This window comes from Bradyrhizobium sp. BRP23 (assembly GCF_020194135.1).
Classification (GTDB): Bacteria; Pseudomonadota; Alphaproteobacteria; order Rhizobiales; family Xanthobacteraceae; genus Bradyrhizobium; species Bradyrhizobium yuanmingense.
In genome coordinates this window covers 143,262-167,902 of record NZ_JADYVW010000010.1, presented here as the reverse complement: position 1 = coordinate 167,902, position 24,641 = coordinate 143,262, and the positions used below count along the sequence as shown (strand labels likewise).

Below are 24,641 nucleotides of genomic sequence, written 5' to 3'. Positions count from 1 at the left end.
CTCGCGGAACCGATCCGAAACCATTATCTTGCCCCACATCCCCGGCTAATGGACGGACGCATGACCAATCCTGCCACGACCTCCCTGCTCGACCGTGCCAATCTCGATCGCGACCAGGTTCGCAGCGAGGTCGCGCGTGGGCTTTCCGGCGCCGACGACGGCGAGCTGTTCCTGGAATACAGCCAGACCGAAGCGCTGATGTTCGACAATGGGCGGCTCAAGCAGGCGACCTACGACACCTCGCAGGGTTTTGGCCTGCGCGCCGTCAAGGACGATGCGGTCGGCTACGCGCATTCCTCCGACGTCTCGCTGCCGGCGCTGATCCGCGCTGCCGATGCGGTTGCCGCCGTGCGCGGCGGCTACTCCGGCAGCTTCTCGGCGCCGCCGCCGCATACCAATGTCCGCCTCTATGGCGACAACAATCCCCTGGATGCCCCAGGCTTCGAGACAAAAGTAAAACTGCTCGCCGAGATCGACGCTTACCTGCGCGACAAGGATCCACGGGTGCGGCAGGTCAGCGTGAGTCTCGGCGCGACCTGGCAGGTCGTCGAGATCCTGCGGCCCGACGGTGAGAGCTATCGCGACATCCGTCCGCTGGTGCGCGTCAACATCTCCGTCGTCGCCGGCCAGGGCGACCGCCAGGAGAGCGGCAGCAAGGGCTATGGCGGCCGCGCCGGCTATGCCGAGTTCATCGAGAGCAGGAATTGGCGCGAGGCCGCCGACGGCGCGCTGCGCGAGGCGCTGGTCAATCTGGAGTCGATTCCGGCGCCCGCCGGCGAGATGGACGTCGTGCTCGGCGCCGGCTGGCCCGGCGTGATGCTGCATGAAGCGGTCGGCCACGGCCTCGAGGGCGACTTCAATCGCAAGAAGACATCTGCTTTTGCGGGCCTGATGGGCCAGCAGGTCGCGGCCAAGGGCGTCACCGTGGTCGACGACGGCACCATCGCCTCGCGCCGCGGCTCGCTGTCGATCGACGACGAGGGCACGCCGACCAATCGCACCGTGCTGATCGAGGACGGCATCCTGGTCGGCTACATGCAGGACCGCCAGAACGCACGGCTGATGAACATGAAGCCGACCGGCAACGGCCGTCGCCAGGGTTATGCCCATGTGCCGATGCCGCGCATGACCAACACCTACATGCTCGCCGGCGACCGCGATCCGGCCGAGATCATCGCCTCGGTGAAGAACGGCGTGTTCGCCGCGAATTTCGGCGGCGGACAGGTCGACATCACCTCGGGCAAATACGTGTTCCAGTGCACCGAGGCCTACAAGATCGAGAACGGCAAGATCGGGGCGCCGCTCAAGGGCGCCATGCTGATCGGCAACGGACCGACCGACCTGCATCGCATCCGCATGATCGGCAACGACCTCGCACTCGACACCGGCATCGGCACCTGCGGCAAGAACGGCCAGGGCGTGCCTGTCGGCGTCGGCCAGCCGTCGCTGCTGATGGAACGCATCACCGTGGGTGGAACCGGCGCATGAGCGTTGAAGACAAGGTCACGGTCAGCCCCAAGCGCAAAAGCAGCGGCTGGGGCGGACAGATCGCTCAGCTCGCCGGCATCGTCGCCGCGGTCTTCATCGCCAAGGGCGCGCTCGCCGAGCCGTTCTACGTGCCGTCGGGCTCGATGGAGCCGACGCTCCTGATCGGTGATGCGCTGCTCGCCTCGAAATTCCCCTATGGCTACGGCACCTCGTCGCTGCCGATCCAGATCAGCCTGCCGGAAAGCGGCCGCGTGTTCGCGGAGACGCCGAAGCTCGGCGACGTCGTCGTGTTCCGCTGGCCCGGCGATCGTTCGCAGGCCTGGGTCAAGCGCGTCGTGGGCCTGCCCGGCGACCGCATCCAGATGCGGCAGGGCCAGCTCTTCATCAACGACCGTCCGGCCGAGCTGAAGCCGGACGGCGTCGGCGCCGCCGAGAACGACAGCGGCGGCAGCGAGCCCGCCTATCGCTATGTCGAGACGCTGCCGAACGGCGTCTCGCATCTGATCTTCAAGATGCGCGACAGCGGTCCGCTCGACAACACGGCCGAGGTGACGGTCCCGACCGGGCATCTGTTCGTGCTCGGCGACAACCGCGACAATTCCGCCGACAGCCGCGTGCCGCTGCGCTCCGGCGGCGTCGGCCTGTTGCCGATCGATAATCTGATCGGCCGTGCGGACGCCGTGGTCGGCTCCTGGGACCTCGGCATGCGCAGCCAGCCGGTATGGACCTGGCTGTCCGGATTCAGGCTGTCGCGGTTCTTCACCGCCGTGCACTGACCGGTCGCAGGTGAGCAAGGACGAATTCCTCGCGCTCGCCTTACGCAATCCGGTCAACGCCGCGATCGTCCACGAGCTGCACCGGCTTGCACTACGGGATGCGTGGCTGGTGTCGGGGTGCCTGGTGCAGACGGTGTGGAACGTGGTCACGGGGCGCCCGATCGACCACGGCATCGCCGATTACGACGTGTTCTATTTCGACGCCGACACATCGTGGGAGGCCGAGGACGCGGTGATCCGCACCCTCCATGCGCGCCTCGCGCATCTCGGCGCCAAGATCGAGGTCCGCAACCAGGCCCGCGTGCACATGTGGTACCGGCCAAGCACGGCCTGCCGTATCCGCCGCTGAGAAGCTCGAGGGAAGGCATCGACCGCTTCCTCACGCAGAACACGCAGGTCGGCGTCAGGCGCGCAAGCGATGGCCACGAAGTCTACGCACCGCGCGGGTTTGACGACATTGCGGCACTGATCGCGCGGCCAAATCCAGGACCCAATTTTTCCGCGGCGAACTACGAAGCGAAGGCTAAGCGCTGGAAAGCGCTGTGGCCGGAGATCACGGTGATCGCGGCGGAGTGAGGTGCCTCCCGTGTCCCGTCTCTGCAGTGCGGCGCTGAAGAAGCGCCGCCATAGCGCGTCGAAGACGCGCGTAAACGCGCTGATGGCGTCCGGGGCACGAGTATGGATGCTACCGCACCACGCCCGACGTGAACCCCGCCTTCCTTCGCGGCGGCTTGATTTCCTTCTTCAGGAAGCAGCGCGCCTCGCGCCCGGTGTAGCCGGGGCGGGCATAGGTGAAGGCGCGGCATTTGTTGTCGGCGGTGCAGGCGGCCTTGCAGGCCTCGACGCTTTCGCCATCCTTGAGTTCGAAATTGCGCAAGTCGCCGCCGGGACGGTCGATCGACGTCTCGACGCCTTCCACGCGCGGCTCGATCACGCCGGCGCCGCGCACGCCCGAGATACAGCAGCTACCCGGCACGCGGGCCGGCACGGTGTTCTTCAGCCAGCACACCGCCGAGCCGCCTTCGACATCGGGATAGTTGAAGCTCCAGGAGCGGCAACGGCGATCGCGCTCGCACAGCAGCGCGCAATCCTCGGGATCGCCGGAGGTGACGGGCGTACTGAAATAGTCGCCGCCGGGCCGGTCGAACGCCGTCTGGGCAGGCGCCGGCGCGCTCGCAAACGCAAGCGAAAGCAGCGTGACACATGCCGCGGCGCTGGCCATGATGGCCCCGGACAGGCGGCCCTTCCACATCGGAACAGCTTTCGAGTTATTGACGACGCTCAGGTTTTTCAGCCGGTCATTTGATCGCCGCAAACCTGTATGGGCGATGAACGACTGAATCCTGGGTGCCCGGCTTCAGAGGTCTAGAACGCGTATTCCGCGTAGGCCGGTTCCACCGAACCCTTCCAGGGTCCGTTGAATTTATCCAGCATCTCCTCGGCTGGCGTCCGGCCGGAATCGATGATGCGATCGAGCGGTTCGAGATGCCGGGTTTCGTCGCGCCCGAGCTGGTCGATCCGGCCGCGCCGGCGCAGGCCGGCATGGGCAAGGACCAGGCATTCCTTGGCGACCTCGAACAAATATCGGTCCTTGATCCGCGCCTTGAAGCCGAGGCGTGGCACGTCGTCGCGCAGCGCCTGGCGCTCATGCGAGGTCCAGTGCTTCACCAGGTCCCAGGCGGCATCGAGCGAAGCGTCGTCGTAGAGCAGCCCGACCCAGAACGCCGGCAACGCCGGCAAGCGGCCCCACGGGCCGCCGTCGGAGCCGCGCATCTCGAGATAACGCTTGAGCCGCACTTCCGGGAAGATCGTCGAGAGGTGGTTGGCCCAGTCCGACAAGGTCGGACGCTCGCCGGGAAGGTTGTTGTTGCGGCCGTCGAAGAAGGCGCGAAACGAGGAGCCCGAGACGTCGATATATTCCTCGCCGCGCTTGACGAAATACATGGGCACGTCGAGCGCGTAGTCGACATAGCGCTCGAACCCCATGCCGTCCTCGAACGCCCACGGCATCATGCCCGCGCGAGCGTTGTCGGTATCGCGCCAGATTTCGGAGCGGAACGAGAGGAAGCCGTTCGGCCTGCCCTCGGTGAACGGTGAATTGGCGAACAGTGCAGTTGCGACCGGCTGAAGCGCAAGCGAGACGCGCAGCTTCTTGACCATGTCGGCTTCCGAGGAGAAGTCGAGATTGGTCTGCACCGTGCAGGTCCGGTACATCATGTCGAGGCCGTATTGACCGACCTTCGGCATGTAATTGGTCATGATCTTGTAGCGGCCCTTCGGCATCATCGGGATGTCGGCGCGGGACCAGGACGGCGTCATGCCGAGACCGAGGAAGCCGATGCCGAGCGGCGTTGCGATCTCGCGCACCTGCGCCAAGTGCGCCATCAGCTCGCTCTGGGTCTGGTGCACGTTCTCGACCGGCGCGCCGGACAGCTCGAACTGTCCGCCGGGCTCGAGCGAGATTGCGCCGCCGCCGGTGACGTCGTAGAGGCCGATGATGTTGCCCTGCTCCATGATCGGCTCCCAGCCGAGCAGGAGCTTCATGCCTTCGAGCAGCGCGCCGATGCCGCGCGCGCCCTCGTAAGGCACCGGACGATGGCCGTCGAGCGTGAACGGCGTTTTCTCGTGCTCGGTGCCCATGCGGAACTCGGACGGGTCCTTGCAGCCTGCCTCGAACCATGCGACGAGCTCGTCGCGTGATTGCAGCGGCGTCATGTCGATCTGGTCTCGCGCCATATCAAACTCTAATCAAAAGCGCTTCGACCGAACGCGCGCGGGTGACAGGGACGGCCCGCGAACCCACCGGTTGCACGGGCGAGCGGGATTGCCGCGCGATCATCGCGACGGCATGGTTTCGTTGGCGGCCGCGGGCGGCAGTTTCATCTCGCCGCACGAGCAGCCCAGGCGATCGAGCAGATTGCTGAGCTTGACGGCGTCGGCGTCCGACAGTTTCGAACCGACATATTTCTCGATCGCGGCCGAATAGGCGCCCCACATCCGCTTCTGCAGCTCGCGGCCGGCTTCGGTGATCTCGACGAACTGGCCGCGCTTGTCGATCTTGCATTCGCGCCGCGAGGCGAGGCCCTCGTCGACCAGGCGATCGATCAGGCGCGAGGTCGAATACTGCGGGATCAGCATCTGCCGCTCGAGCTCGACCGGCCGCAGCTCGCCCGAGGGCGCCCGCGACAGTTCGAGCAGCGCGTCATACCAGGCCAGCGGTGGGAAGCCGGCCTTCTTCAAGTCCTGCTCGACGCAATCGAGCACGCGGCTCTGCACCCGCATCAGGCGGATCCAGGCGGCGGTTGCCTCGGTCGATGGTTTGCGTTTCATGGTCCCGCTCAAGCTCGTCGCCCGTCTCTTACTCCATTCGATGCACCTGCATCAATCTTGACTATTTCAAGCAGGTGCATGTAGTCGTTCTTTCGGCCGAGCCAAGCGTCAGGGGAAGGAAACTCCTCGAAACCGGATGGTTTCCCCGGTGTGTGCCCGCCGTCCCCGCCTCGTGCTCCTGGAGGCCAGCCCGCTCTGTGGCCTGGTCGAGGTCGATAGCGGCGCAAAGAAGCCCGAAATGGTGAGGATTATCTGAAGTTAGGGCCTCCTTCGGGCCAAGCCCCTGCGCTGGGCCTCGACGGCAATCAGATCGTGACGGAAGGCCAAGTGATTGTCCAGATGATCGCCGATCAGCTCTGGTCCGCCGTTCGCGAAGCGTGACGGGCGGGGTCGACGAAGAGCCGGACCGATGATTCGGCTCTTTGCTTGCGTCATTCGCTAATCCGATGATTCGCGATGCGCTGACGGGGATTTTACGAGCATTGTCCGGGTTAACAATAACTCCGCCTTTTGCGCTCCGCGGACGTCGCCATCCTTGTGAGAGCAGTCCTCCTGTGCCTCAACTTCAGCGCGGGACAGGACGCTAACCGTCGGACCGGAAAGCTATTGTGACGACTGTAATCCTCCTCCTGCTCGCGAGCGCAATCACCGGCTTGGCGACGGGTCTATTCTTCCGAGTCTGGACTCTATTGCTGGTCTCGCCGGCGACTGCGATCCTTGCCGCGACGGTGCTTCAGACCTCGGGCTTTGGATTCTGGACGGGCGTTCCAATCGTCGTCGGCTGCCTGATTGCCGGCCAGGTCGCCTATTTGGCGGCGACGTTCTACGTGCACAGAGGTGAGCTTTCAGTGCAGGACGAGATCGACGGCGAACCAGGCAAGCACGGCCAGCGCAACATCAAAGACGAGGACGAGTAAGACCAGGCCAAACCACGAAGGAATTTTTCTGCGCCACCGGAGGAGCCTGCGGCGGCGCCACGGCCGATCCAGCAGCAACAAGGGGGCGTATCTTACCGCAACGCCGGCTGCGCTGTCTTGAGACACCGTGGGGATCATTGCGGGACACCTTCAATGCCAATGGGCCATCCGGCGGATCATCAGCAAGAGCGGTGCCAGGGCGAAGCGAGCGTGGCCGGGGTGGAGGATTGGGTGCTGGGGTGAGACGAAAGCGCATCAATCGATGTGACAAGGCTCAAGGCAGAGCGCCCAAGCGATGATCCAGCCCTTCCTTTTGTGAACCATCTGATCCGCGGCGACGTCGAAGGAGCATCTCCAGGAGACAATTGCCTCCATGAACATGATCGTCCTCATGACCGCCGCCGGCGCGCCGCTCGCGATGCTCGGGCTCTCGACGCCGGTCGCGTCGCAGCGCAATTGCATCTTCATGATCCATCCGCAGATCACCTCGGCTGTGTTCGAGAGCAAGGAAGGCAAGATCGTCTTTCCGGACCGGCCGACCGAATATCCCTGCCGCTACGCCAGGACGAAGAGCGGCGCGGACGTCGCCTTCACCAACCAGAATGGCTGGCGTTTCGAGGTGCGCATCGGCCGCGGCGACGAAGGCAGCTGGAAGGCCCGTCTCGACGACGATGTCGTCGGAGGGCGCGCCTTCTCGCCGTTCGGCGACGGAAAATGAAGAAGGCCGGATCGATGATCCGGCCTTTATTTGCGTAGCCCGGATGAAGCGAAGCGCAATCCGGGGTTCTCGCGTTGAAGGACTGCTCCCGGATTTCGCTTGCGCTCCATCCGGGCTACAAGCCTCTCGTCAGGCCGCCGCCTTCTTCGGCGCGAAGCGGCCGTAGAAGGTCTCGCCCTTCGCGGCCATCTCCTCGAGCAGCTTCGGCGGGGTGAAGCGCGAGCCGTACTTCGCCTCCAGCTTGTGGCAGAGCTCGACGAACTTCTTCGTGCCCATGAAGTCGATGTAAGACAGCGTGCCGCCGGTGAACGGCGCGAAGCCGAAGCCGAGTATCGAGCCGACATCGGCCTCGCGCGGATCGGTGATGACGTGGTCCTCAACGGTGCGCGCAGCTTCCACCGCCTGCACCACCAGGAAGCGCTGCTTCAGCTCCTCGATATCGAGCGTATCGGGATCGAGCTGCTTCGGCTGCAAGGCCGAGAGGCCCGGCCACAGGCTCTTCTGGCCCTTGCCCTTCTCGGGATAGTCGTAGAAGCCCTTGCTGTTCTTGCGGCCGAGCCGGCCCTGCTTCTCGACCATCTCCACCATCAGCTTCTTCTGCTCGGGATTGATCGCGTTGGGGCCGAGATCGGCTTCGGTCGCCTTCATGATCTTGAGACCGAGATCGAGCGCGACCTCGTCCGAGAGCGAGAGCGGGCCGACCGGCATGCCGGCCATCTTGGCGCAGTTCTCGATCATCGCGGGCGGCACGCCCTCCAGGAACATCTCGTTGCCTTCGGCGACGTAGCGGCCGACGCAGCGATTGGCGAAGAAGCCTCTGGAGTCGTTGACCACGATCGGCGTCTTGCCGATCTGGCGGACGTAGTCGAGCGCGGTCGCGAGCGCGACGTCGCCGGTGTTCTTGCCGAGGATGATCTCGACCAGCATCATCTTCTCGACCGGCGAGAAGAAGTGAATGCCGATGAACTTCCCCTGATCCTTAAAACTCTCGGCCAGCGAGGTGATCGGCAGCGTCGAAGTGTTGGAGGCGAAGATCACATCAGGCTTCAGATATTGCTGCGCCTTGGCAAAGGTCTCCGCCTTGACCTTGCGGTCCTCGAACACGGCCTCGATGACGAGGTCGACGTCCTTCAGCGCGGCGTAGTCTGTGGTCGGCGTGATGCGCGCGAGCAGCGCTTCGGCGTCCGCAGGCTTGGCGCGGCCCTTCTTGATCTGCTCCTCGATCACCTTCTGGGCATGCGCCTTGCCCTTGTCGGCGCTCTCCTGGTCGCGATCGATCAGGACGACGTCGAGGCCGGCGCGGGCCGAGACATAGCCGACGCTCGCGCCCATGAAGCCGGCGCCGATCACGGCGATCTTCTTCACCTTGGTGGCGGGCACATCCTTCGGACGACGCGCGCCCTTGTTGAGCTCCTGCATCGACAGGAACAGGCTGCGGATCATCGCAGCCGCTTCCTTCGAGCGCAGCACCGAGGTGAAGTAGCGCGACTCCACGCGCAGCGCCGCATCGATCGGCAGCTGCAGGCCTTCATAGACGCAGCTCATGATCGCCCGCGCGGCCGGGTAATTGTCGTAGGTTTCGCGGCGATAGATCGCGTTGCCGGCCGGGAACATCATCATGCCGGCCTTGGAGAACACCGGACCGCCGGGCAGCTTGAAGCCCTTCTCGTCCCACGGCGCGACGGCCTTGCCGCCGCCCTTGATCCAGTCCTTCGCCGCCTTGATGAGGTCGGCGGCGGGAACGATGGCGTGGATCAGGTTCAGCGCCTTGGCCTTGTCGACCGTGACGGGGTCGCCCTTGAGCAGGATGGTCATGGCGTCCTGCGGCGGCACCAGGCGCGGCACGCGCTGCGTGCCGCCGGCGCCGGGGAATAGGCCGACCTTGACCTCGGGCAGGCCGAGGCGCGTCTTGGGATTCTCCGCCGCGACGCGATAATGGCAGCACAGCGTGATCTCGAAGCCGCCGCCGAGCGCGAGCCCGTTGATCGCCGCCGCCCACGGCTTGCCTGAGGTTTCGATTCCGCGCAGCACCTGCGAGAAGCGCCGGCTCTGGTCGAACAGCATCTGGTTCGCCGCGATCTCGCCCTGCTCCTTGAAAACCTTCGCATAGGCCTGGTTCATGCCTTCGAGCATGGACAGATCGGCGCCGGCGCAGAACGCTTCCTTGGCGGAGGTGATGACCATGCCCTTCACCGCGGCATCCGCCGTGGTCGCCTTGACGATCGCCTCGAGCTCGTTGGTCGAGGTCTCGTCGAGCACGTTCATGGAGCGGCCCGGGATGTCCCAGGTGACGAGCGCGATGCCGTCCGAATCGGTCTCAACCTTGAAGTTCTTGTACGACATGTTGGTTGCTCCCTACCCTTAGACGCGCTCGATGATGGTCGCGGTGCCCATGCCGCCACCGATGCACAGCGTGACGAGGGCGGTGGACTTGTTGGTGCGCTCGAGCTCGTCGAGCACGGTGCCGAGGATCATTGCGCCGGTGGCCCCCAGCGGGTGACCGAGCGCGATCGCGCCGCCATTGACGTTGATCTTGGCATTGTCGATGTCGAAGGCCTGGATGTAGCGCAGCACGACCGAGGCGAAAGCCTCGTTCAGCTCGAACAGGTCGATGTCCGACTTCTTCATGCCGGAGCGCGCGAACAGCTTCTCGGTGACGTCGACCGGACCGGTCAGCATCATCGCCGGCTCTGAGCCGATGTTGGCGAATGCGCGGATCTTGGCGCGCGGCTTCAGGCCGTACTTGCTGCCAGCTTCCTTGCTGCCGAGCAGCACGGCGCCGGCGCCGTCGACGATGCCCGAGGAATTGCCGGCATGGTGCACGTAATTGACGCGCTCGATCTCCGGATGCGACTGCACCGCGACGCCGTCGAAGCCGCCCATCTGCGCCATCATCGTGAACGACGGCTGCAGCTGCGCCAGCGACTGCATCGTCGTCGAGGGGCGCATGTGCTCGTCCTTGGCGAGGATGGTGAGGCCGTTGATGTCCTTCACCGGCACCACGGATTTGTTGAAGCGGCCTTCGTCCCAGGCCTTGCCGGCGCGCTGCTGGCTCTGCACGGCGTAGGCGTCGACGTCGTCGCGCGAGAAGCCGTACTTGGTGGCGATCAGGTCGGCCGACACGCCCTGCGGCATGAAGTAGGCAGGCACCGCCATCGAGGGATCCATCGGCCAGGCCCCGCCGGAGGCGCCGATGCCGACGCGGCTCATGGATTCGGCGCCGCCGCCGATCACGAGCTCATGCTGGCCGCTCATGATCTGCGCCGCTGCGAAGTTCACGGCATCGAGGCCGGAAGCGCAGAAGCGGCTGATCTGCACGCCGGGCACGGCCTCCCCAAGGCCGGCCTTCAGCGCCGCGAAGCGCGCGATGTCGGAGCCGGCTTCGCCAACCGGATCGACCACGCCGAGCACGACGTCATCGACCGAATCCTCAGGCAAATTATTGCGGTCCTTCAGCGCCTTCAGCGGCACGGTCGCGAGCGCGAGGGCGGTGACTTCGTGCAGCGCGCCGTCCGGCTTGCCGCGGCCGCGCGGGGTACGAACGTGGTCGTAGATGAATGCCTCAGGCATGACGCCCTCCTGATGTGATGTTGTACGATTGGGAGCAGGCAGCGGAAGCAGGCTCAGAACGCTTCCGCCGGCAGTTCCATGATGGTGGCGCAACCGGCCTGGATGCGCGCGAGATTGGCGGCGGTCTCCGGCAGCATCCGCTCCACGAAGAAGCGGCCGGTGACGAGTTTTGTGGAGAGATAGGGCGTCGCCCCGCTCTCGGCAATCTTGGCATTCGTCACCTTGGCCATCCGCGCCCACATGTAGCCGAGCGCGACGAAGCCGAAGAGATGCAGGTAATCGGTTGCGGCGGCACCGGCATTGTCGGGCTTTGCCATCGCGTTCTGCATCAGCCAAGTCGTCGCCTGCTGCAGATGGCCGAGCGAGGTCGAGAGCGGCGTGATGAAGGGCTTCAGCGCCTCGTCGCCGCCGTTCTCCTTGGCGAACGCCATGACCTCGCCGAAGAAGGCCATGATGGCGCGTCCGCCGTCGCGCGGCAGCTTGCGGCCGACGAGGTCGAGCGCCTGGATGCCGTTGGCGCCTTCATAGATCATGGCGATGCGCGCATCGCGCACGAACTGCTCCATGCCCTGCTCGGCGATGTAGCCGTGGCCGCCATACATCTGCTGCGCCTGCACCGCGTTGGCGAAGCCGTAATCGGTGAGAAAGCCCTTCAGCACCGGGGTCATCAGACCCATGTGGTCGTCGGCGGCCTGGCGGTCCTTGGGGTCTTCGGAGCGGTGGGCGACGTCGCTCTTCAGCGCGGTCCACATCACGAAGGCTCGCGCGGCCTCGTTGAACGCGCGGATCGAGAGCAGCGTGCGGCGCACGTCGGGATGCACGATGATCGGGTCGGCCGGCTTGTCCGGCGCCTTGACGCCTGACAGCGCGCGGCCCTGGATGCGCTCGCGGGCATAGGCGACCGCGTTCTGGTAGGCGACCTCGGACTGCGCGAGGCCCTGCACGGCGACGCCGAGCCGGGCCTCGTTCATCATCACGAACATGCCCTGCATGCCCTTGTTCTCTTCGCCGATCAGCCAGCCGGTGGCGTTGTCGTAGTTCATCACGCAGGTCGAATTGCCGTGGATGCCCATCTTGTGCTCGATCGAGCCGCAGACGACGCCGTTGCGCGCGCCCACCGAACCGTCGGCATTGACCAGGAACTTCGGCACCACGAACAGCGACACCCCCTTGATGCCGGCCGGCGCGCCCTCGATGCGGGCGAGCACGAGATGGATGATGTTGTCGGCGAGATCGTGCTCACCGGCCGAGATGAAAATCTTGGTGCCCGTGATCTTGAAGCTGCCGTCCGCCTGCCGCACTGCCTTGGTGCGGAGCATGCCGAGATCGGTGCCGCAATGCGGCTCGGTGAGGTTCATGGTGCCGGTCCATTCGCCGGCCACCATCTTCGGAACGTAGGTCTTCTTCTGCTCGGGCGTGCCGTGCACCAAGAGCGCCGCGGTCGCGCCCATGGTGAGGCCGCCATACATCGAGAACGCCATGTTGGCAGAGATCTGGAATTCGTTGACGGCTTGCGAGAGCGTCACCGGCAGGCCCTGGCCGCCGTATTCGGTCGGCGCCGACAGGCCGAGCCAGCCGCCCTCGGCGACCTGCTTGAACGCCTCCTTGAACCCCTTCGGCGTGGCGACGCTGCCATCATCCGCGCGCTTGCAGCCTTCGAGATCGCCGACGCGGTTGAGCGGCTGCAGCACCTCTTCGGCGAGCTTGGCGGCTTCGCCGAGGATGGCCTCGCGCACGTCGCTGGACGCATCGGAGAAGCCGGCGAGATTGTCGTAGCGATCGATCTGGAAGACGTCGTTGAGCAGGAAGTTCACGTCTTCGACGGGGGCTTTATAGATCGGCATGGTGGTCTCCCGGCATGGGGCTTGAGGAGGATGTTGGGCTTATGATTGGGCGGCGGCAAGCTGCTCCGCCATCAGGCGGTGCAGCATGTTGATCGCCTTGAGCGGACGCACCATCACCTTGAAGTGGGTGATGCGCCCCTCGCTATCGAAGCTGATGATGTCGACGCCATTGATCTCGATGCCGTCGATGACATTCTTGAATTCGAGCACCGCGCCATTGTCGCTGCGCCACTCGCCGACATAGGTGAAGCCGGGGCCGCCGAGCACCTTCTCGGCGCTGGAGAGGTATTTGAAGGTGATGTCGCGGCCGCGCTGCGGCGTATGCACGACCGGGCTTTCGAACACGGCGTCGGGATGCAGGAGGTCCCAGAGCGCGGCGCGGTCGTGAGACTTCATGTAGGCGTACCAGGAATCGAGGCCGGTCATTGTCGGGTGCCTCCCTCAAGGCCAGGGCAAAAGTGCGAAAACAACCCCATGCACAGTAGCGAGGAGATTGATTTCACTTGATTATTCAGTCGGGCCTCTGGCCCGCCTGCACGCTGCCTCATATGCACATTGACGCATATGCGCCGATGCGCATAAAGTCAAGCAGCTTGGTCAAACCTAAAGAAGGGGGCCAGTCATGGCACTGGGCGACGCAATCCTCGCATGCCTGACGGAACGCCCGATGACGGGCTACGAACTCGCCAAGACGTTCGATTCCTCGATCGGCTTCTTCTGGAAGGCCGACCATCAGCAGATCTACCGCGAGCTCTCCAAGCTGCGCGACCGCGGCTACATCCAGGGCCGCGAGGTGGTGCAGTCGGGCAAGCCCAATAAACTGATCTATACGCTGACTCCCGAGGGCCGAACAGCACTGCGGCACTGGGCCGCGCGGCCAAGCACGCCGCCCTCGATCAAGGACGACCTCCTGGTGCGGCTGCATGCGCTCGACAGCATCGACATCGAGCCCATGCGCACCGACCTGATGGCCCGCCTGGAGCACCACCGCGACCGCCACGCCAATTACGAGCGCATCCTGAAGAAGCGCTTTCCCGACGGCACGGCGGAGGGACGGCTCGATCTCGGCAATCTGCTGCTGCTCCAGCTCGGCGCCCGCCACGAGCAGATGGTGGCCGACTTCTGCGAGGAGGCGCTGGAAGCGCTGTCGGCGATGAGCGGCAAGGCGACGGTGGTACCGCTGGAGGATGGCAAGCGCGAGAAGGGCTGAGGGCGCCGACGTTACGCGAGCCCTTTCCGCCTCCTCGCTGTCATCGCCCGCGAAGGCGGGCGATCCAGTATTCCAGAGACGGCGCGGCTAGAGCCGAGGAGCCGCGGCGTACTGGATGCCCCGCCTTCGCGGGGCATGACACCGGTTTGTTTCGGGACCGGATGAGCGACACAACACCGCCCCCCAGTTCCCGCCGCCCAACTTTAAGACAGCGGCTCCGCATTCCTTAACTCGTTATTTACCGTAACAGGAAAAAGTCGGTTTTCGAGGCAGACGACCCGCGCCAAATTCGATTGTCTTTGCAACCGGCACGCGTGGGGAAGCTGGAGGCGCCGGGGTGGGGTGCCGAAGTCGGAACCGGACAGAGTCATGAATTCGCGCGTATCGTGGAGTGTCGACGGCATCGATCCATCCGTCCGGGAGCGGGCCGAGGCTGCTGCGCGCCGTGCCGGCATGTCGCTCAACGACTGGCTGAACTCCACGCTCGGCGAAACTGCCCCGCCTAACTTCCGCGGATCCTACGATCAGCGTCCGCAGCACGTGCCGAGCCAAGGACCGAGTCAGGAGAGCCGCGAAGTCGCCGACATCCACCAGCGGCTCGACGCGATCACCCAGCAGATCGAGCGGATCTCGAAACCCGCGCCGCGCCAAGACTCCTCAAGACAAGACGCCTCAAGACAAGACTCCTCACGACCAGACGTCTCGCGTGAGCAGGGCGTCGCGCGCCAGCTCAACGATGCGATCTCGCGGCTCGACGCGCGCCTGTCGCAGATCTCCCGTCCACAGCGGCAAGCGCCGCAGCCGCAGGCCCCTCGCCCCACCCCGGCCGAGACGCGCCAGCGCCAGGCCGATGCCGTCGAGCGCGCCGCCGCGCAAGTCTATCGCGGCTCACCACCCCTGAGCCCGGCTTCGTTCGACGTCGCGGTCGCCGAGATCACCGCGCGCCAGAGCGAGCTCGACGGCTTTGCGCCGCGGCAGATGCCGTCGCGTGCCGCGCCGCCGCTTGCGCCAACGGCTCCATACGCGCCGCCGATGGCGCCGCCCGCGCCTGCCTATGCGCCACCGCAGCCGGGACCGGATTTTTCCTCGCTCGAGCGCCATCTGCTCAAGATCACGAGCCAGATCGAATCGCTGCAGCGGCCTGACAATACCGAACAGGCCATCAACGCCTTCCGCAGCGAGCTGGCCGAAATCCGCGCCGCCATCACCGAGGCGATGCCGCGGCGCGCGATCGAATCGATCGAGAACGAGATCCGCTCGCTGCACCGGCGGATCGACGAGACCCGCTCCAACGGCACTGACGGGCAGGTTCTTGCCGGCATCGAGCGCGCACTGTCCGACATCAAGCAGGTGCTGCGCACGCTGACGCCGGCCGAGCAGCTCACCGGCTACGACGAGGCGATCCGCAATCTCGGCGCCAAGCTCGACCTGATCCTGCGCGCCAATGACGATCCCTCGACCGTGCAGCAGCTCGAAGGCGCGATCTCCGCGCTGCGCGCCATCGTCTCCAACGTCGCCTCCAACGAGGCGCTGGCACGGCTATCCGAAGACGTACAGCTGCTGTCGTCCAAGGTCGACCAGATCACCCGCGCCTCCGGCCATGGCGACAGCTTCGCGGCGCTGGAGCAGCGCATCGCGGCGCTCACGGCGGCGCTGGAAACCCGCGAGCGGCCGCAGCCGTCCGAGAGCACCGAGCATCTCGAAGCTGCGATCCGCGCGCTGTCGGACCGTTTCGACCGCATGCAGGTCGGCAACGATTCCGCCTCGACCTTCGCCCATCTCGAGCAGCGTGTTTCCTATCTCCTGGAGCGGATCGAGGCCGCCGCCGATCCGCGCAACGGCAATTTGAGCCGCGTCGAGGACGGGCTGCACGACATCCTCAGGCACCTGGAACGGCAGCAGGCGACCTATGCGGCCCTCGCCGAGAGCCGCAGTTCCGCGCCGCCGCCCGATTCCGGCATGGTCGATCTCGTCAAGCGCGAGCTCTCCGACATCCGCTTCAGTCAGGCCGAGACCAACCGGCACACCCAGGACTCGCTCGAGGCCGTCCACAGCGCGCTCGGTCACGTCGTCGATCGCCTCTCGATGATCGAGGGCGATCTGCGCGCGGTACGCACCGCGCCGCCTCCTCCCGCCCCACAGCCGATGTCGACGCCGATGGCAGCGGCGATGGAGCCGGCGCCGATGGCGCGCGAGCCGCAGCCGCAACCGCCAGCACAGCCGCCGAAATACGATCCGAAGCCCGAGCTACCCAATCCAGCTGCCGCGCAGGCGCCGCCGGCTGCCTTCGTCGCCGCACCGCGCGAGTTCCACGCCGCCACCCCCGCCGCGCCGCCGGTTCCCCCGCGCGCGATCAGCGAGATCCTGGAGCCGCACACGGCGCGCGCTGCACTCGCGCCGGAGCTGCCGCCGGATCACCCGCTCGAGCCGGGCACACGGCCGGGCGGGCGCCTCGCCACGCCTTCGGAACGCATCGCCGCCTCCGAAAGCGCGATCAGCGGAATTGCCGCCGCACCGAAGGAGCCGGTGTCGTCGTCGAGCTTCATCGCGGCCGCCCGCCGCGCGGCGCAAGCTGCCGCCGCACAGCCGCCCGAGAAGCCGGCCCGCGGCGCCAAGGCCGCGATCGCCCGCGCCAAGGAGAAGGGCCAGGAAGGCGGCTCGACCATCACCTCAAAAATCCGCTCGCTGCTGGTCGGCGCGAGCGTGGTCGTGATCGTGCTCGGCACCTTCAAGATGGCGATGAACCTGCTCGAAGGCGGCAGCTCGTCACCGACGCCGCAGGCGATGCAAAACATCCCGAGCGAGCCGGCGCCGCAGCCAGCGGCGCCGCCGGTCGAGACCAAGCCAGCCGCGCCCGAGCAGATCACCCCGTCGATGACGTCGCCGACACCGATCGGACGGCAGTCGCAGAACAATGCCGCGCCGGCGCCTCTTCCCGGTTCCGGCGGCTCGGCCTCCGTTGAGATCCCGCAAGCGCCTGCCGCGGCGATGCCGCCGGCCTCAAGCGACGTCACCGGCGCGCTGTCGGGCACCAGTCGCGCCAAGCTCGGCGTCGTTCAGGTGCCGCCGAGCGAGAAGCTGCCTGACGGCATCGGCGGCCCGGCCTTGCGCACCGCGGCGATGAAGGGCGATGCGACCGCGGCCTACGAGATCGGCGTGCGCTTTGCCGAAGGCAAGGGCGTCGCCACCAATTACGACGAAGCAGCGAAGTGGTACGACCGCGCGGCGCAGGCCGGGGTCGTCCCCGCAATCTTCCGCCTCGGCACGCTCTACGAAAAGGGCCTAGGGGTGAAGAAGGACGCCGACATCGCGCGCCGCTACTACACCCAGGCCGCCGAGCGCGGCAACGCCAAGGCGATGCACAATCTCGCCGTGCTCGATGCCGACGGCGGCGGTCGCGGCGCCAATTACAAGAGCGCGGCGCAGTGGTTCCGGAAAGCGGCCGATCGCGGCGTCGCCGACAGCCAGTTCAACCTCGGCATCCTCTATGCCCGCGGCATCGGCGTCGAGCAGAACCTCGCCGAATCCTACAAATGGTTCAACCTGGCAGCTGCCCAGGGCGATGCGGATGCCGCCGGCAAGCGCGACGACGTCGCCAAGCGCCTCGACCCGCAATCGCTGGCGGCCGCCAAGCTCGCGATCCAGACCTTCAGCGCCGAGCCGCAGCCCGACGATGCCGTCAACGTTGCGACCCCGAACGGCGGCTGGGACAGCGCACCGCAAGCCAGCGCGAAGCCGGCTCCCAAGCAAGTGGCGACGAAACGCTCGGCCTCAGCGGCGCATTGAGCCGCATCGCATTCGATCCGACGCGGAGACACTCCCAACCCTCCCCCGCAAGCGCATGGCTAGCGCATATGACTTGTGGCAGCGGGCTGCGCGCACGCCTCGTCCTTCGAGACGGCGCTAACGCGCCTCCTCAGGATGAGGCTAATCAGCATCAGTGCTCGTTGAAACTGCTGCCGCGCACTCCGCCCTCATCCTGAGGAGCCCGCCCAAAGCGGGCGTCTCGAAGGATGGCCGCAGGAAAAAGCTCCCAAATGCGATAGCCCTGCGCAACCGGGAGACGGCTGGGGGTATTAGCTCGCAGCTTTTGCATTCTGCCGGGAAATCGCTATTTTCCGCGGCCCGGAGGCCCTTGATGTCCGTTATTGATCTAGCCGCAAACCCGAGCGAGTTGCGTGCGCTCGCCGAACAATCCAACGCCTGGCCGTTCGAGCAGGCGAAGGCCATTGTCGCGCGGCTGAAGAAAAGCCCGAAGGACGAGGTGCTGTTCGAGACCGGCTATGGTCCGTCCGGCCTGCCGCATATCGGCACGTTCGGCGAGGTGGCGCGCACCTCGATGGTGCGCCACGCCTTCCGCGTGCTCACCGAGGACAAGGTCAAGACGCGCCTTTTGGCGTTCTCCGACGACATGGACGGCTTCCGCAAGGTGCCCGACAACGTTCCGAACAAGGAGATGCTGACCGCTCATATCGGCAAGCCGCTGACGCGGGTGCCGGATCCGTTCTCCAACGAGTACCCGTCGTTCGGCGCGCACAATAACGCGCGCTTGCGCGCGTTTCTGGATCATTTCGGCTTCGACTACGAGTTCGCGAGCTCGACGGACTATTATACGTCGGGCCGCTTCGATGCGACGCTGCTGAAGATGCTCGCCGCCTACGATAAGATCATGGCGATCATCCTGCCGACGCTGGGACCGGATCGTCGCGCGACCTATTCGCCGTTCCTGCCCATCAGCAAGACCACGGGCGTCGTGCTGCAGGTACCGATGATCCGCCGCGACGTCGCGGCCGGCACGGTGACCTACGTCGATCCCGACACCAACCAGGAAGTGGAGACACCCGTCACCGGCGGCAACGTCAAGTGCCAGTGGAAGGCCGACTGGGCGATGCGCTGGGTCGCGCTCGGCGTCGACTACGAGATGGCAGGCAAGGACCTGATCGATTCCGTGAAGCTGTCCGGCGCGATCGCCAGAGCGCTCGGCAGCACGCCGCCCGAAGGTTTCAACTACGAGCTCTTCCTCGACGAGAAGGGCCAGAAGATCTCGAAGTCGAAGGGCAACGGCCTGACCATCGACGAATGGCTGCGCTACGCCTCGCCGGAATCGCTCTCGCTGTTCATGTACCGCGAGCCGAAGGCGGCCAAGCGGCTGTATTTCGACGTCATCCCGCGCAATGTCGACGACTACCAGCAATTCCTCGACGGCTTTCCGAAGCAGGACGGCAAGCAGCAGCTCGGCAATCCGGTCTGGCACATCCACAACGGCAAGCCGCCGACGGGCGACATGCCCGTCACCTTCCAGCTGCTCCTGACGCTGGTGTCGTCGTCGAACGCGGAGAACGCCGAGACGCTGTGGGGCTTCATCGGCCGCTACCGGCCCGGCGTGAGCCCGCAGACCCATCCGAAGCTGGATGCGATGGTGGGCTATGCCATCAACTATTATCGCGACTTCGTCGCGCCGACGAAGCAGTTCCGCGTACCCACGGACAGCGAGCGCGCCGCGCTGCAGGATTTGCGCGATGCGCTGTCGCAGCTTGCGCAGGACGCATCCGCCGAGGACATCCAGAACGTCGTCTACGAGATCGGCCGCCGCGAGCCGTTCCTCGACCAGGTCAAGAAGGGCAAGGACGGCCGCCCCGGCGTGACGCTGGACTGGTTCAACATGCTCTACCAGGTCCTGCTCGGCCAGGAGAAGGGCCCGCGCTTCGGCTCCTTCGTCGCGGTCTACGGCGTGCAGAACGCGGTCAACATGATCGACGGCGCCCTGGCGAGGAGTGCGTGAGCGGCGCCATCACTGGCTCGCCCAGAGGATCCGCGCAACCCAGGCGACATCGCTCGCCGCGACCGTTCGCGCCTCCTGTGACGCATCGAGGGGCGCCAAGTCCAGGGTCTTTGCCGTGCGGCGCTTCAGGGTCGCAATCGTGATCTCCTCCGTCTTGATCTTGACCACCACGCGATCACCCTTGCGGATCGGCGCCGCAGGCGAGACCAGGATGATGTCACCGTCGCGATAGGCAGGCAGTAGCGCAGCGCCGGAAATCTCCAGCGCAAAGACTTGACCGTCCTCTCCGATCGGAAGCGCGATCTCGGTCCAGCCCCTGCCGGTTGGAAGACCGGCCTCATCGAAGGCGCCGCTCATTCCGGCCTGTGCAAAGCCGAGCAGCGGCACCGAGCTGCGGCCGCTTCCACCGTCGTCATCAATCAGCTTCGCAAAGCTGTCGATCGAGGCGTCGGCCGCCGCCAGCGCTTTTGCGATCGATTCGGTCGAGGGCCAGCGCTCGCGGCCGTCGGCGGTGACGCGCTTGGACCTGTTGAAGGTGGTAGGGTCGAGCCCGGCACGCTTGGCAAGGCCGGACGGCGACAATCCGGCGCGCGCCGCCAGCCGGTCCAGCGCGGCCCAGATCTGGTCGTGAGTCAGCATCCTCTGCGCTTTGGCCTGTCTGACCATGGAAGGCCCAGCCCGTCGCAACTCAGGAAAACTGTCCTCAAATCAACCGGTTTTCCGTTTTTCGCGCAAGAGGCGACCGAGGCGGCGTTCGCAAACGAAACGGGTAGCCGTTCGCGTCAGGAAAACGCGCAAAACGGGAATCTGGAGCCCCGAGCCGATTTCATCGGCGCGGAAAAGGCTCTAAGCCTTGAGTTCGGAAGGGGCGGCCTTTACGGTCGCGCCGGGGTTTCGAGGACCCGCGAAAAGCGAAAAAACCCAAGAGACTCAAAGAACAAACAAGGCTGCGGTAGCGGTGGTCAAGATCTACAAAATCTGTCCGGCCTCGGCCTGGCGCGAGGCGGAACGGCAGGGTGTCTACCGGGGCAGCGCAGATGACGCGCGCGACGGGTTCATCCATTTCTCGACCGCGGCCCAGGTTCCCGAGACCCTGCGCAAGCACTATTTCGGGCAGCGCGCGCTGTTCCTGGTCGAGGTCGATGGCGACGCGCTCGGCAGCGAGTTGCGCTGGGAACGCTCGCGCAATGACGAGCTCTTCCCGCATCTCTATGGCGAGCTCGATCTCGGCGCGGTCCTTGCGGTGATGAACCTCAACATGCGCTCCGACGGCAGTCACGATGTTCCGGAGCTGTTGCCGTGATCCGCGCGTTCGACGCCTTTTCGCTGCCGGTGCTGCGCTGGCTCGATCCCGAGGACGCGCATCGCCTCGCGATCCAGGGCCTGCGCTTCCTGCCGCCGGTCAAGCCGCGCGCCGATGATCCCAAGCTCGCGGTGCGCGCCTTCGGGCTGAACTTTCCCAATCCGATCGGCATGGCCGCGGGCTTCGACAAGAGCGCCGAGGTGCCGGACGCGCTGCTGCGGCTCGGCTTCGGTTTCGTCGAGATCGGCTCGGTGACGCCGAAGCCGCAAGCCGGCAATCCGCGGCCGCGGCTCTTCCGTCTCGAGCGCGACGAGGCGATCATCAACCGCATGGGCTTCAACAATGACGGCGCGGAGGCGGCTCTGCGCCGGCTTGCCGCGCGCGCGCAGCACGGCGGCATCGTCGGCGTCAATGTCGGCGCCAACAAGGATTCGCCGGACCGCGTCGGCGACTACGTCAAGCTGATCGAGACCTTCGCGCCGGTGGCGAGCTATTTCACCGTCAATGTCTCCTCGCCGAACACGCCGGGCCTGCGCAACCTTCAGGAAGGCGCGCTGCTCGACGATCTGCTCGCGCGCGTGATCGAGGCCCGCGAGCGTGTCAGGCAGAAGGCCGGCGACACGCCCGTGCTGCTCAAGATCGCGCCGGATCTGAGCCTCGCCCAGCTCGACGATGTCGTGCAGGTCGCGCGCTCGCGCCGGGTCGACGGCATGATCGTGTCGAACACCACGGTCGCGCGGCCGAGCACGTTGCGTGAAGAGACGCGGGCGAAGGAGCAAGGCGGCCTGTCCGGCCGGCCGCTGTTCCGTCTGTCGACGCGCATGGTCGCGGAAACCTATGTGCGCGTCGAGGGCGCATTCCCGCTGATCGGCGTCGGCGGCGTGGATTCGGGCGGCGCCGCGCTGACCAAGATCCGCGCCGGCGCAAGCTTGATCCAACTCTATTCGTCGCTGGTCTACAAGGGCCTCGGCCTGGTCGACGAGATCAAGCGCGACCTGACGTCGACATTGCTGCGGACAGGGCGGGATTCGCTGTCGGAGATCGTCGGCGCCGACGCGGCGACGCTGACGGCGGAAGACTGGCCGGGGATGTGAGGCGTCCTTCGCCTCTCCTCGCCTGCGCAGACTTCGTAGCCCGGATGGAGCGCAGCGCAATCCGGGAAGCTATCGGCATGGACAAAGCCCCCGGATTACGCTGCGCTCCATCCGGGCTACGGTTCTTCTACGGCTTCACGAACGTCGCCCGATACAGCGCCGGATACCTCGCGCCCTGCAAGCCGCCGCGCGCGACGTAGAACGCGATCAGCGCACTCCACAGGCCGGTATTGCCGAACGATTGCAGCGCCAGCCAGGCGGCGAAGAAGATCGCGAGCGAGAGCAGCATCAGATTGCGCATCTCCCGCGCCCAGGTCGCGCCGACATAGATGCCGTCGAAACCGAAGGCGAACACGCCGGGGAGCGGCGCCAGCACGATGAAGGGCAGGAACTCGCGCGCGGCGCGGCGGACGTCCTCGCTCGCCGTCATGACGTTGATGATGTCAGGGCCGAAGGCTGCGAACAGCACGGCGACGACAATTGCGAAGCCGAGCCCCCAGAGCAGCACCAGCCTGGTCGAATCCGCAAATCCCTTGGCGTCGCGGCCGCCAAAGGCGCGGCCGCAGAGCTGCTGGGCCGCATTGGCAAGGCCGTCGAGGAAGAAGGCGCTGACCAGGAGGAAATTGTTGAGCACGGAGTTCGCGGCCAGCGTGACGTCGTCGGCCCGCGCGCCCTTGGCGGTGAAGAACAGGAACACGGCGATCAGCGCCGCGGTGCGGATCAGGATGTCGGTATTCACCGCCAGGAGCCGCATCAGCTTGTCGCGATCGAACAGCGTTGCGCGAGGTATGGCAAAACCGCCGAGTGCATGGCGCCTGCACACGATCACGCCGAGCATGAAGCCGATCGTCTCGGACAGAAGCGCGGCGATCGCCGCGCCGGCAATGCCGGTGTCGTAGACCAGCACCAGCAGGATCGTCGCCACCATGTTGATGAGGTTGATGACGACCTGGAGCGCAAGGGCCGGATTGGCGCGGGCCTGCCCCACCAGCCAGCCGAGGATGACGTAATTGGCGAAGGCGAAGGGCGAGGACCAGATGCGGATCATGAAATAGGTCTTTGCGGCCTGCGTCACGCCCTCGCTGCCGCCCATCAGGTCGAACAGTGCGCCTGCCAGCGGCAGCTGCAGCACGATCAGCGCCGCACCGATCAGGCCGGCGACGATGAAGCCGCGCACCAGGATCACGGTCTGCTCGCGCGTCTCGCCCGCGCCGAGCGCCTGCGCGGTGAAGGCGAGCGTGCTCATGCGCAGGAAGCCGAACAACCAGAACAGGCAGTCGAAGATGACGGAGGCCATCGCGACGCCGCCGAGCAGCGCGGCATCGTCGAGCCGCCCGATCGCGGTGGTCGAGACCACGCCGATCAGCGGCGTCGTGAGGTTCGCGACCATCGCCGGACCTGCGATGGCGAAGACCTGCCGGCTACCGACGCGGTGATGGACGGGTGCGTGCATCGTTCAGAACACGAGCACCATGCCGTCTTCGGCGGCGAGGTGCTCGACCTCGCCCAGGCGCGACAGCATGTCGTCACTCATATGGGTGAGGACGAGCCGCTTGGCGCCGATGTCGGGCAGATGCTGTTCCAAGGTCTTCAGGCTGAGGTGATTCTTGACCACCTTCTCGTACATATAGGCTTCGGCGATGAAAAGGTCCGCGCCATGCGCCAGCGGAATGAGCGTCTCCGTCCATTCGGTATCGGCGGTGTAGGCGAGCGTGCGGCCCTCGGCCGCGATGCGATAGGCGAGGAACGGTCCGCCTGATTCGCCGTGCACGACCGGATAGGGCGTCACATTCACCGCGCCGAAGCGCTGGCTTTGCCCGGGCGCGAGCTCGACCACGTTCAGCTCGAAGCGCGGCTTGGTGTTCGAGGAATGCTCGAACAGCGCCTCCATCACCTCGCGCAGCCGCCTGTCGATGCCTTGCGGGCCCGCGATCGTCAGCGGCCGCGTTCGCCGCGAGAATTGCGCGTCGAGCAGAACGAACGGCAGGCCGGCAAAATGGTCACCATGGAAATGCGTGATCAGGATCAGGTCGATGTCGCCCCGATCGATCTCGAGCCGCTTCAGCGCCGGCAGCGCCGACGCGCCGCAGTCGATCAGGAAGTTCGCTTTGCGCCCCGAGACGTGGAAGCAGGTGTTGAGCCTGCCGCCGGAGCCGAAGGCATCACCGCAGCCGACGAACCGCAATTGCATCGGCTGCGCACTCCCTCAGAGCATGATCCGGAAAAGTGTGAAGCGGTTTTCCGACAAGATCATGCTCAAAAATATGACTTACCTGCCGCGCGGCGCGCCGAACACGCGCGACAGCAGCCAGATCGGAATCACGATGACCGCACCGAGCAGGAAGTAGCGCCACAGCCAGTTCACCGCATCGAAGCCGAGGTCCCACAGCCGCTGGAACAACAGGCGAATGCTGTGGATGATGTTCCAGGGATCGAAGCCGATCGTCGCCAGCACGACGCCGACCAGGATCGAGAGCAGCACCAGGCGGAACGCGACCGCCAGCGGCGAGCCGCCGAGAAAGCGGTGCAGGCCGTCGCTGCGGCCGGCCGGCAAATCTCTGACGTCTTGGACCATCGCAAACTCCTGAAGCGGATTCGAACCCATTATA

The 24,641-nt window shown here is 65.8% G+C and carries 20 protein-coding genes and 1 pseudogene; 10 read left to right on the top strand and 11 right to left on the bottom strand.

The window, feature by feature from the left end:
• The first annotated feature begins 60 nt into the window (after window positions 1-60).
• The 3 genes and pseudogenes from tldD to I6F24_RS26075 all read left to right on the top strand — a co-directional run bounded on the left by tldD (window position 61) and on the right by I6F24_RS26075 (window position 2,840).
• The gene (tldD, locus tag I6F24_RS26085; protein ID WP_225152120.1) at window positions 61-1,488 is read left to right on the top strand and encodes a metalloprotease TldD; all 1,428 of its coding nucleotides are present in this window, start codon (window positions 61-63) and stop codon (window positions 1,486-1,488) included.
• Window positions 1,485-2,264: a signal peptidase I gene (gene lepB, locus I6F24_RS26080; RefSeq protein WP_225152117.1), complete on the top strand. Its 780-nt coding sequence runs from the start codon at window positions 1,485-1,487 to the stop codon at window positions 2,262-2,264. The genes tldD and lepB overlap by 4 nt, the downstream gene beginning before the upstream one ends.
• 10 nt (window positions 2,265-2,274) lie before the next feature.
• Window positions 2,275-2,840: pseudogene (locus tag I6F24_RS26075) on the top strand (nucleotidyltransferase family protein).
• Window positions 2,841-2,949: 109 nt separating this feature from the next.
• Here the strand turns inward: I6F24_RS26075 and I6F24_RS26070 are convergent.
• The 3 genes from I6F24_RS26070 to I6F24_RS26060 form a co-directional block, all read right to left on the bottom strand.
• Window positions 2,950-3,516 (bottom strand): PAN domain-containing protein, encoded by a 567-nt coding sequence (locus I6F24_RS26070; protein ID WP_225152115.1) that lies wholly within the window; start codon window positions 3,514-3,516, stop codon window positions 2,950-2,952.
• Between the two features lie 113 nt (window positions 3,517-3,629).
• Window positions 3,630-5,000 (bottom strand): glutamate--cysteine ligase, encoded by a 1,371-nt coding sequence (locus I6F24_RS26065; protein WP_225152113.1) that lies wholly within the window; start codon window positions 4,998-5,000, stop codon window positions 3,630-3,632.
• A 99-nt stretch (window positions 5,001-5,099) separates the two neighbouring features.
• Window positions 5,100-5,594 carry a MarR family winged helix-turn-helix transcriptional regulator gene (locus I6F24_RS26060; protein ID WP_035996519.1) on the bottom strand — a complete coding sequence of 165 codons (495 nt, stop codon included), beginning with the start codon at window positions 5,592-5,594 and terminating at the stop codon, window positions 5,100-5,102.
• Between the two features lie 608 nt (window positions 5,595-6,202).
• On the opposite strand from I6F24_RS26060, the gene I6F24_RS26055 reads away from it, so the two are divergent.
• On the top strand, window positions 6,203-6,511 hold the full coding sequence (locus I6F24_RS26055; RefSeq protein ID WP_225113003.1) for a hypothetical protein: 309 nt from the start codon (window positions 6,203-6,205) through the stop codon (window positions 6,509-6,511).
• 373 nt (window positions 6,512-6,884) lie between these two features.
• Window positions 6,885-7,229: a hypothetical protein gene (locus I6F24_RS26050; protein ID WP_225152110.1), complete on the top strand. Its 345-nt coding sequence runs from the start codon at window positions 6,885-6,887 to the stop codon at window positions 7,227-7,229.
• Window positions 7,230-7,358: 129 nt separating this feature from the next.
• Here the strand turns inward: I6F24_RS26050 and I6F24_RS26045 are convergent, their stop codons facing one another.
• Genes I6F24_RS26045 through I6F24_RS26030 form a run of 4 tightly spaced genes read right to left on the bottom strand, consistent with a single transcriptional unit; the run spans window position 7,359 to window position 13,069 of the window.
• Window positions 7,359-9,572 (bottom strand): FAD-dependent oxidoreductase, encoded by a 2,214-nt coding sequence (locus I6F24_RS26045; RefSeq protein WP_225152108.1) that lies wholly within the window; start codon window positions 9,570-9,572, stop codon window positions 7,359-7,361.
• An 18-nt stretch (window positions 9,573-9,590) separates the two neighbouring features.
• Window positions 9,591-10,799, bottom strand: a complete 1,209-nt coding sequence (locus tag I6F24_RS26040) for an acetyl-CoA C-acetyltransferase (protein WP_036020547.1) — start codon at window positions 10,797-10,799, stop codon at window positions 9,591-9,593.
• 53 nt (window positions 10,800-10,852) lie between these two features.
• On the bottom strand, window positions 10,853-12,643 hold the full coding sequence (locus I6F24_RS26035) for an acyl-CoA dehydrogenase C-terminal domain-containing protein (protein WP_225152106.1): 1,791 nt from the start codon (window positions 12,641-12,643) through the stop codon (window positions 10,853-10,855).
• A 39-nt stretch (window positions 12,644-12,682) separates the two neighbouring features.
• On the bottom strand, window positions 12,683-13,069 hold the full coding sequence (locus I6F24_RS26030) for a nuclear transport factor 2 family protein (protein ID WP_035996505.1): 387 nt from the start codon (window positions 13,067-13,069) through the stop codon (window positions 12,683-12,685).
• Between the two features lie 196 nt (window positions 13,070-13,265).
• On the opposite strand from I6F24_RS26030, the gene I6F24_RS26025 reads away from it, so the two are divergent.
• The 3 genes from I6F24_RS26025 to I6F24_RS26015 all read left to right on the top strand — a co-directional run bounded on the left by I6F24_RS26025 (window position 13,266) and on the right by I6F24_RS26015 (window position 19,635).
• The gene (locus I6F24_RS26025; RefSeq protein WP_035996500.1) at window positions 13,266-13,853 is read left to right on the top strand and encodes a PadR family transcriptional regulator; all 588 of its coding nucleotides are present in this window, start codon (window positions 13,266-13,268) and stop codon (window positions 13,851-13,853) included.
• Window positions 13,854-14,222: 369 nt separating this feature from the next.
• Window positions 14,223-17,639 (top strand): tetratricopeptide repeat protein, encoded by a 3,417-nt coding sequence (locus I6F24_RS26020; protein WP_225152104.1) that lies wholly within the window; start codon window positions 14,223-14,225, stop codon window positions 17,637-17,639.
• Between the two features lie 352 nt (window positions 17,640-17,991).
• Window positions 17,992-19,635: a lysine--tRNA ligase gene (locus tag I6F24_RS26015; RefSeq protein WP_225152102.1), complete on the top strand. Its 1,644-nt coding sequence runs from the start codon at window positions 17,992-17,994 to the stop codon at window positions 19,633-19,635.
• A gap of 9 nt (window positions 19,636-19,644) precedes the next feature.
• On the opposite strand, the gene I6F24_RS26010 is transcribed toward I6F24_RS26015, so the two are convergent.
• Window positions 19,645-20,301 (bottom strand): helix-turn-helix transcriptional regulator, encoded by a 657-nt coding sequence (locus I6F24_RS26010; RefSeq protein WP_225152100.1) that lies wholly within the window; start codon window positions 20,299-20,301, stop codon window positions 19,645-19,647.
• A gap of 292 nt (window positions 20,302-20,593) precedes the next feature.
• Between I6F24_RS26010 and I6F24_RS26005 the strand changes: the two genes are divergently transcribed.
• Entirely contained in the window at window positions 20,594-20,938 is a 345-nt protein-coding gene (locus I6F24_RS26005; RefSeq protein ID WP_035996479.1) for a DUF952 domain-containing protein, read from the top strand.
• Window positions 20,935-22,032 (top strand): quinone-dependent dihydroorotate dehydrogenase, encoded by a 1,098-nt coding sequence (locus I6F24_RS26000; RefSeq protein ID WP_035996478.1) that lies wholly within the window; start codon window positions 20,935-20,937, stop codon window positions 22,030-22,032. Before I6F24_RS26005 ends, I6F24_RS26000 begins: the two co-directional genes overlap by 4 nt.
• A 127-nt stretch (window positions 22,033-22,159) precedes the next feature.
• Here the strand turns inward: I6F24_RS26000 and I6F24_RS25995 are convergent, their stop codons facing one another.
• The 3 genes from I6F24_RS25995 to I6F24_RS25985 all read right to left on the bottom strand — a co-directional run bounded on the left by I6F24_RS25995 (window position 22,160) and on the right by I6F24_RS25985 (window position 24,607).
• A complete protein-coding gene (locus I6F24_RS25995; protein ID WP_225152098.1) occupies window positions 22,160-23,485 on the bottom strand; it encodes an MATE family efflux transporter in 1,326 nt (441 codons plus the stop codon).
• Between the two features lie 3 nt (window positions 23,486-23,488).
• Window positions 23,489-24,223, bottom strand: a complete 735-nt coding sequence (locus tag I6F24_RS25990) for an MBL fold metallo-hydrolase (protein WP_225152096.1) — start codon at window positions 24,221-24,223, stop codon at window positions 23,489-23,491.
• A 78-nt stretch (window positions 24,224-24,301) separates the two neighbouring features.
• On the bottom strand, window positions 24,302-24,607 hold the full coding sequence (locus I6F24_RS25985) for a DUF6460 domain-containing protein (RefSeq protein WP_035996474.1): 306 nt from the start codon (window positions 24,605-24,607) through the stop codon (window positions 24,302-24,304).
• Window positions 24,608-24,641 lie beyond the last annotated feature (34 nt).

What these genes read in the sequence shown, in the direction of transcription:
- I6F24_RS26040 (WP_036020547.1), bottom strand. Translation starts at nt 10,799, where the DNA reads ATGCCTGAGGCATTCATCTACGACCACGTTCGTACCCCGCGCGGCCGC.
- I6F24_RS26035 (WP_225152106.1), bottom strand. Translation starts at nt 12,643, where the DNA reads ATGCCGATCTATAAAGCCCCCGTCGAAGACGTGAACTTCCTGCTCAAC.
- I6F24_RS26070 (WP_225152115.1), bottom strand. Translation starts at nt 3,516, where the DNA reads ATGTGGAAGGGCCGCCTGTCCGGGGCCATCATGGCCAGCGCCGCGGCA.
- I6F24_RS26045 (WP_225152108.1), bottom strand. Translation starts at nt 9,572, where the DNA reads ATGTCGTACAAGAACTTCAAGGTTGAGACCGATTCGGACGGCATCGCG.
- I6F24_RS26025 (WP_035996500.1), top strand. Translation starts at nt 13,266, where the DNA reads ATGGCACTGGGCGACGCAATCCTCGCATGCCTGACGGAACGCCCGATG.
- I6F24_RS26010 (WP_225152100.1), bottom strand. Translation starts at nt 20,301, where the DNA reads ATGGTCAGACAGGCCAAAGCGCAGAGGATGCTGACTCACGACCAGATC.
- I6F24_RS25995 (WP_225152098.1), bottom strand. Translation starts at nt 23,485, where the DNA reads ATGCACGCACCCGTCCATCACCGCGTCGGTAGCCGGCAGGTCTTCGCC.
- I6F24_RS26030 (WP_035996505.1), bottom strand. Translation starts at nt 13,069, where the DNA reads ATGACCGGCCTCGATTCCTGGTACGCCTACATGAAGTCTCACGACCGC.
- lepB (WP_225152117.1), top strand. Translation starts at nt 1,485, where the DNA reads ATGAGCGTTGAAGACAAGGTCACGGTCAGCCCCAAGCGCAAAAGCAGC.
- I6F24_RS26015 (WP_225152102.1), top strand. Translation starts at nt 17,992, where the DNA reads ATGTCCGTTATTGATCTAGCCGCAAACCCGAGCGAGTTGCGTGCGCTC.
- I6F24_RS26050 (WP_225152110.1), top strand. Translation starts at nt 6,885, where the DNA reads ATGAACATGATCGTCCTCATGACCGCCGCCGGCGCGCCGCTCGCGATG.
- I6F24_RS26065 (WP_225152113.1), bottom strand. Translation starts at nt 5,000, where the DNA reads ATGGCGCGAGACCAGATCGACATGACGCCGCTGCAATCACGCGACGAG.
- I6F24_RS25990 (WP_225152096.1), bottom strand. Translation starts at nt 24,223, where the DNA reads ATGCAATTGCGGTTCGTCGGCTGCGGTGATGCCTTCGGCTCCGGCGGC.
- I6F24_RS25985 (WP_035996474.1), bottom strand. Translation starts at nt 24,607, where the DNA reads ATGGTCCAAGACGTCAGAGATTTGCCGGCCGGCCGCAGCGACGGCCTG.
- I6F24_RS26020 (WP_225152104.1), top strand. Translation starts at nt 14,223, where the DNA reads ATGAATTCGCGCGTATCGTGGAGTGTCGACGGCATCGATCCATCCGTC.
- tldD (WP_225152120.1), top strand. Translation starts at nt 61, where the DNA reads ATGACCAATCCTGCCACGACCTCCCTGCTCGACCGTGCCAATCTCGAT.
- I6F24_RS26060 (WP_035996519.1), bottom strand. Translation starts at nt 5,594, where the DNA reads ATGAAACGCAAACCATCGACCGAGGCAACCGCCGCCTGGATCCGCCTG.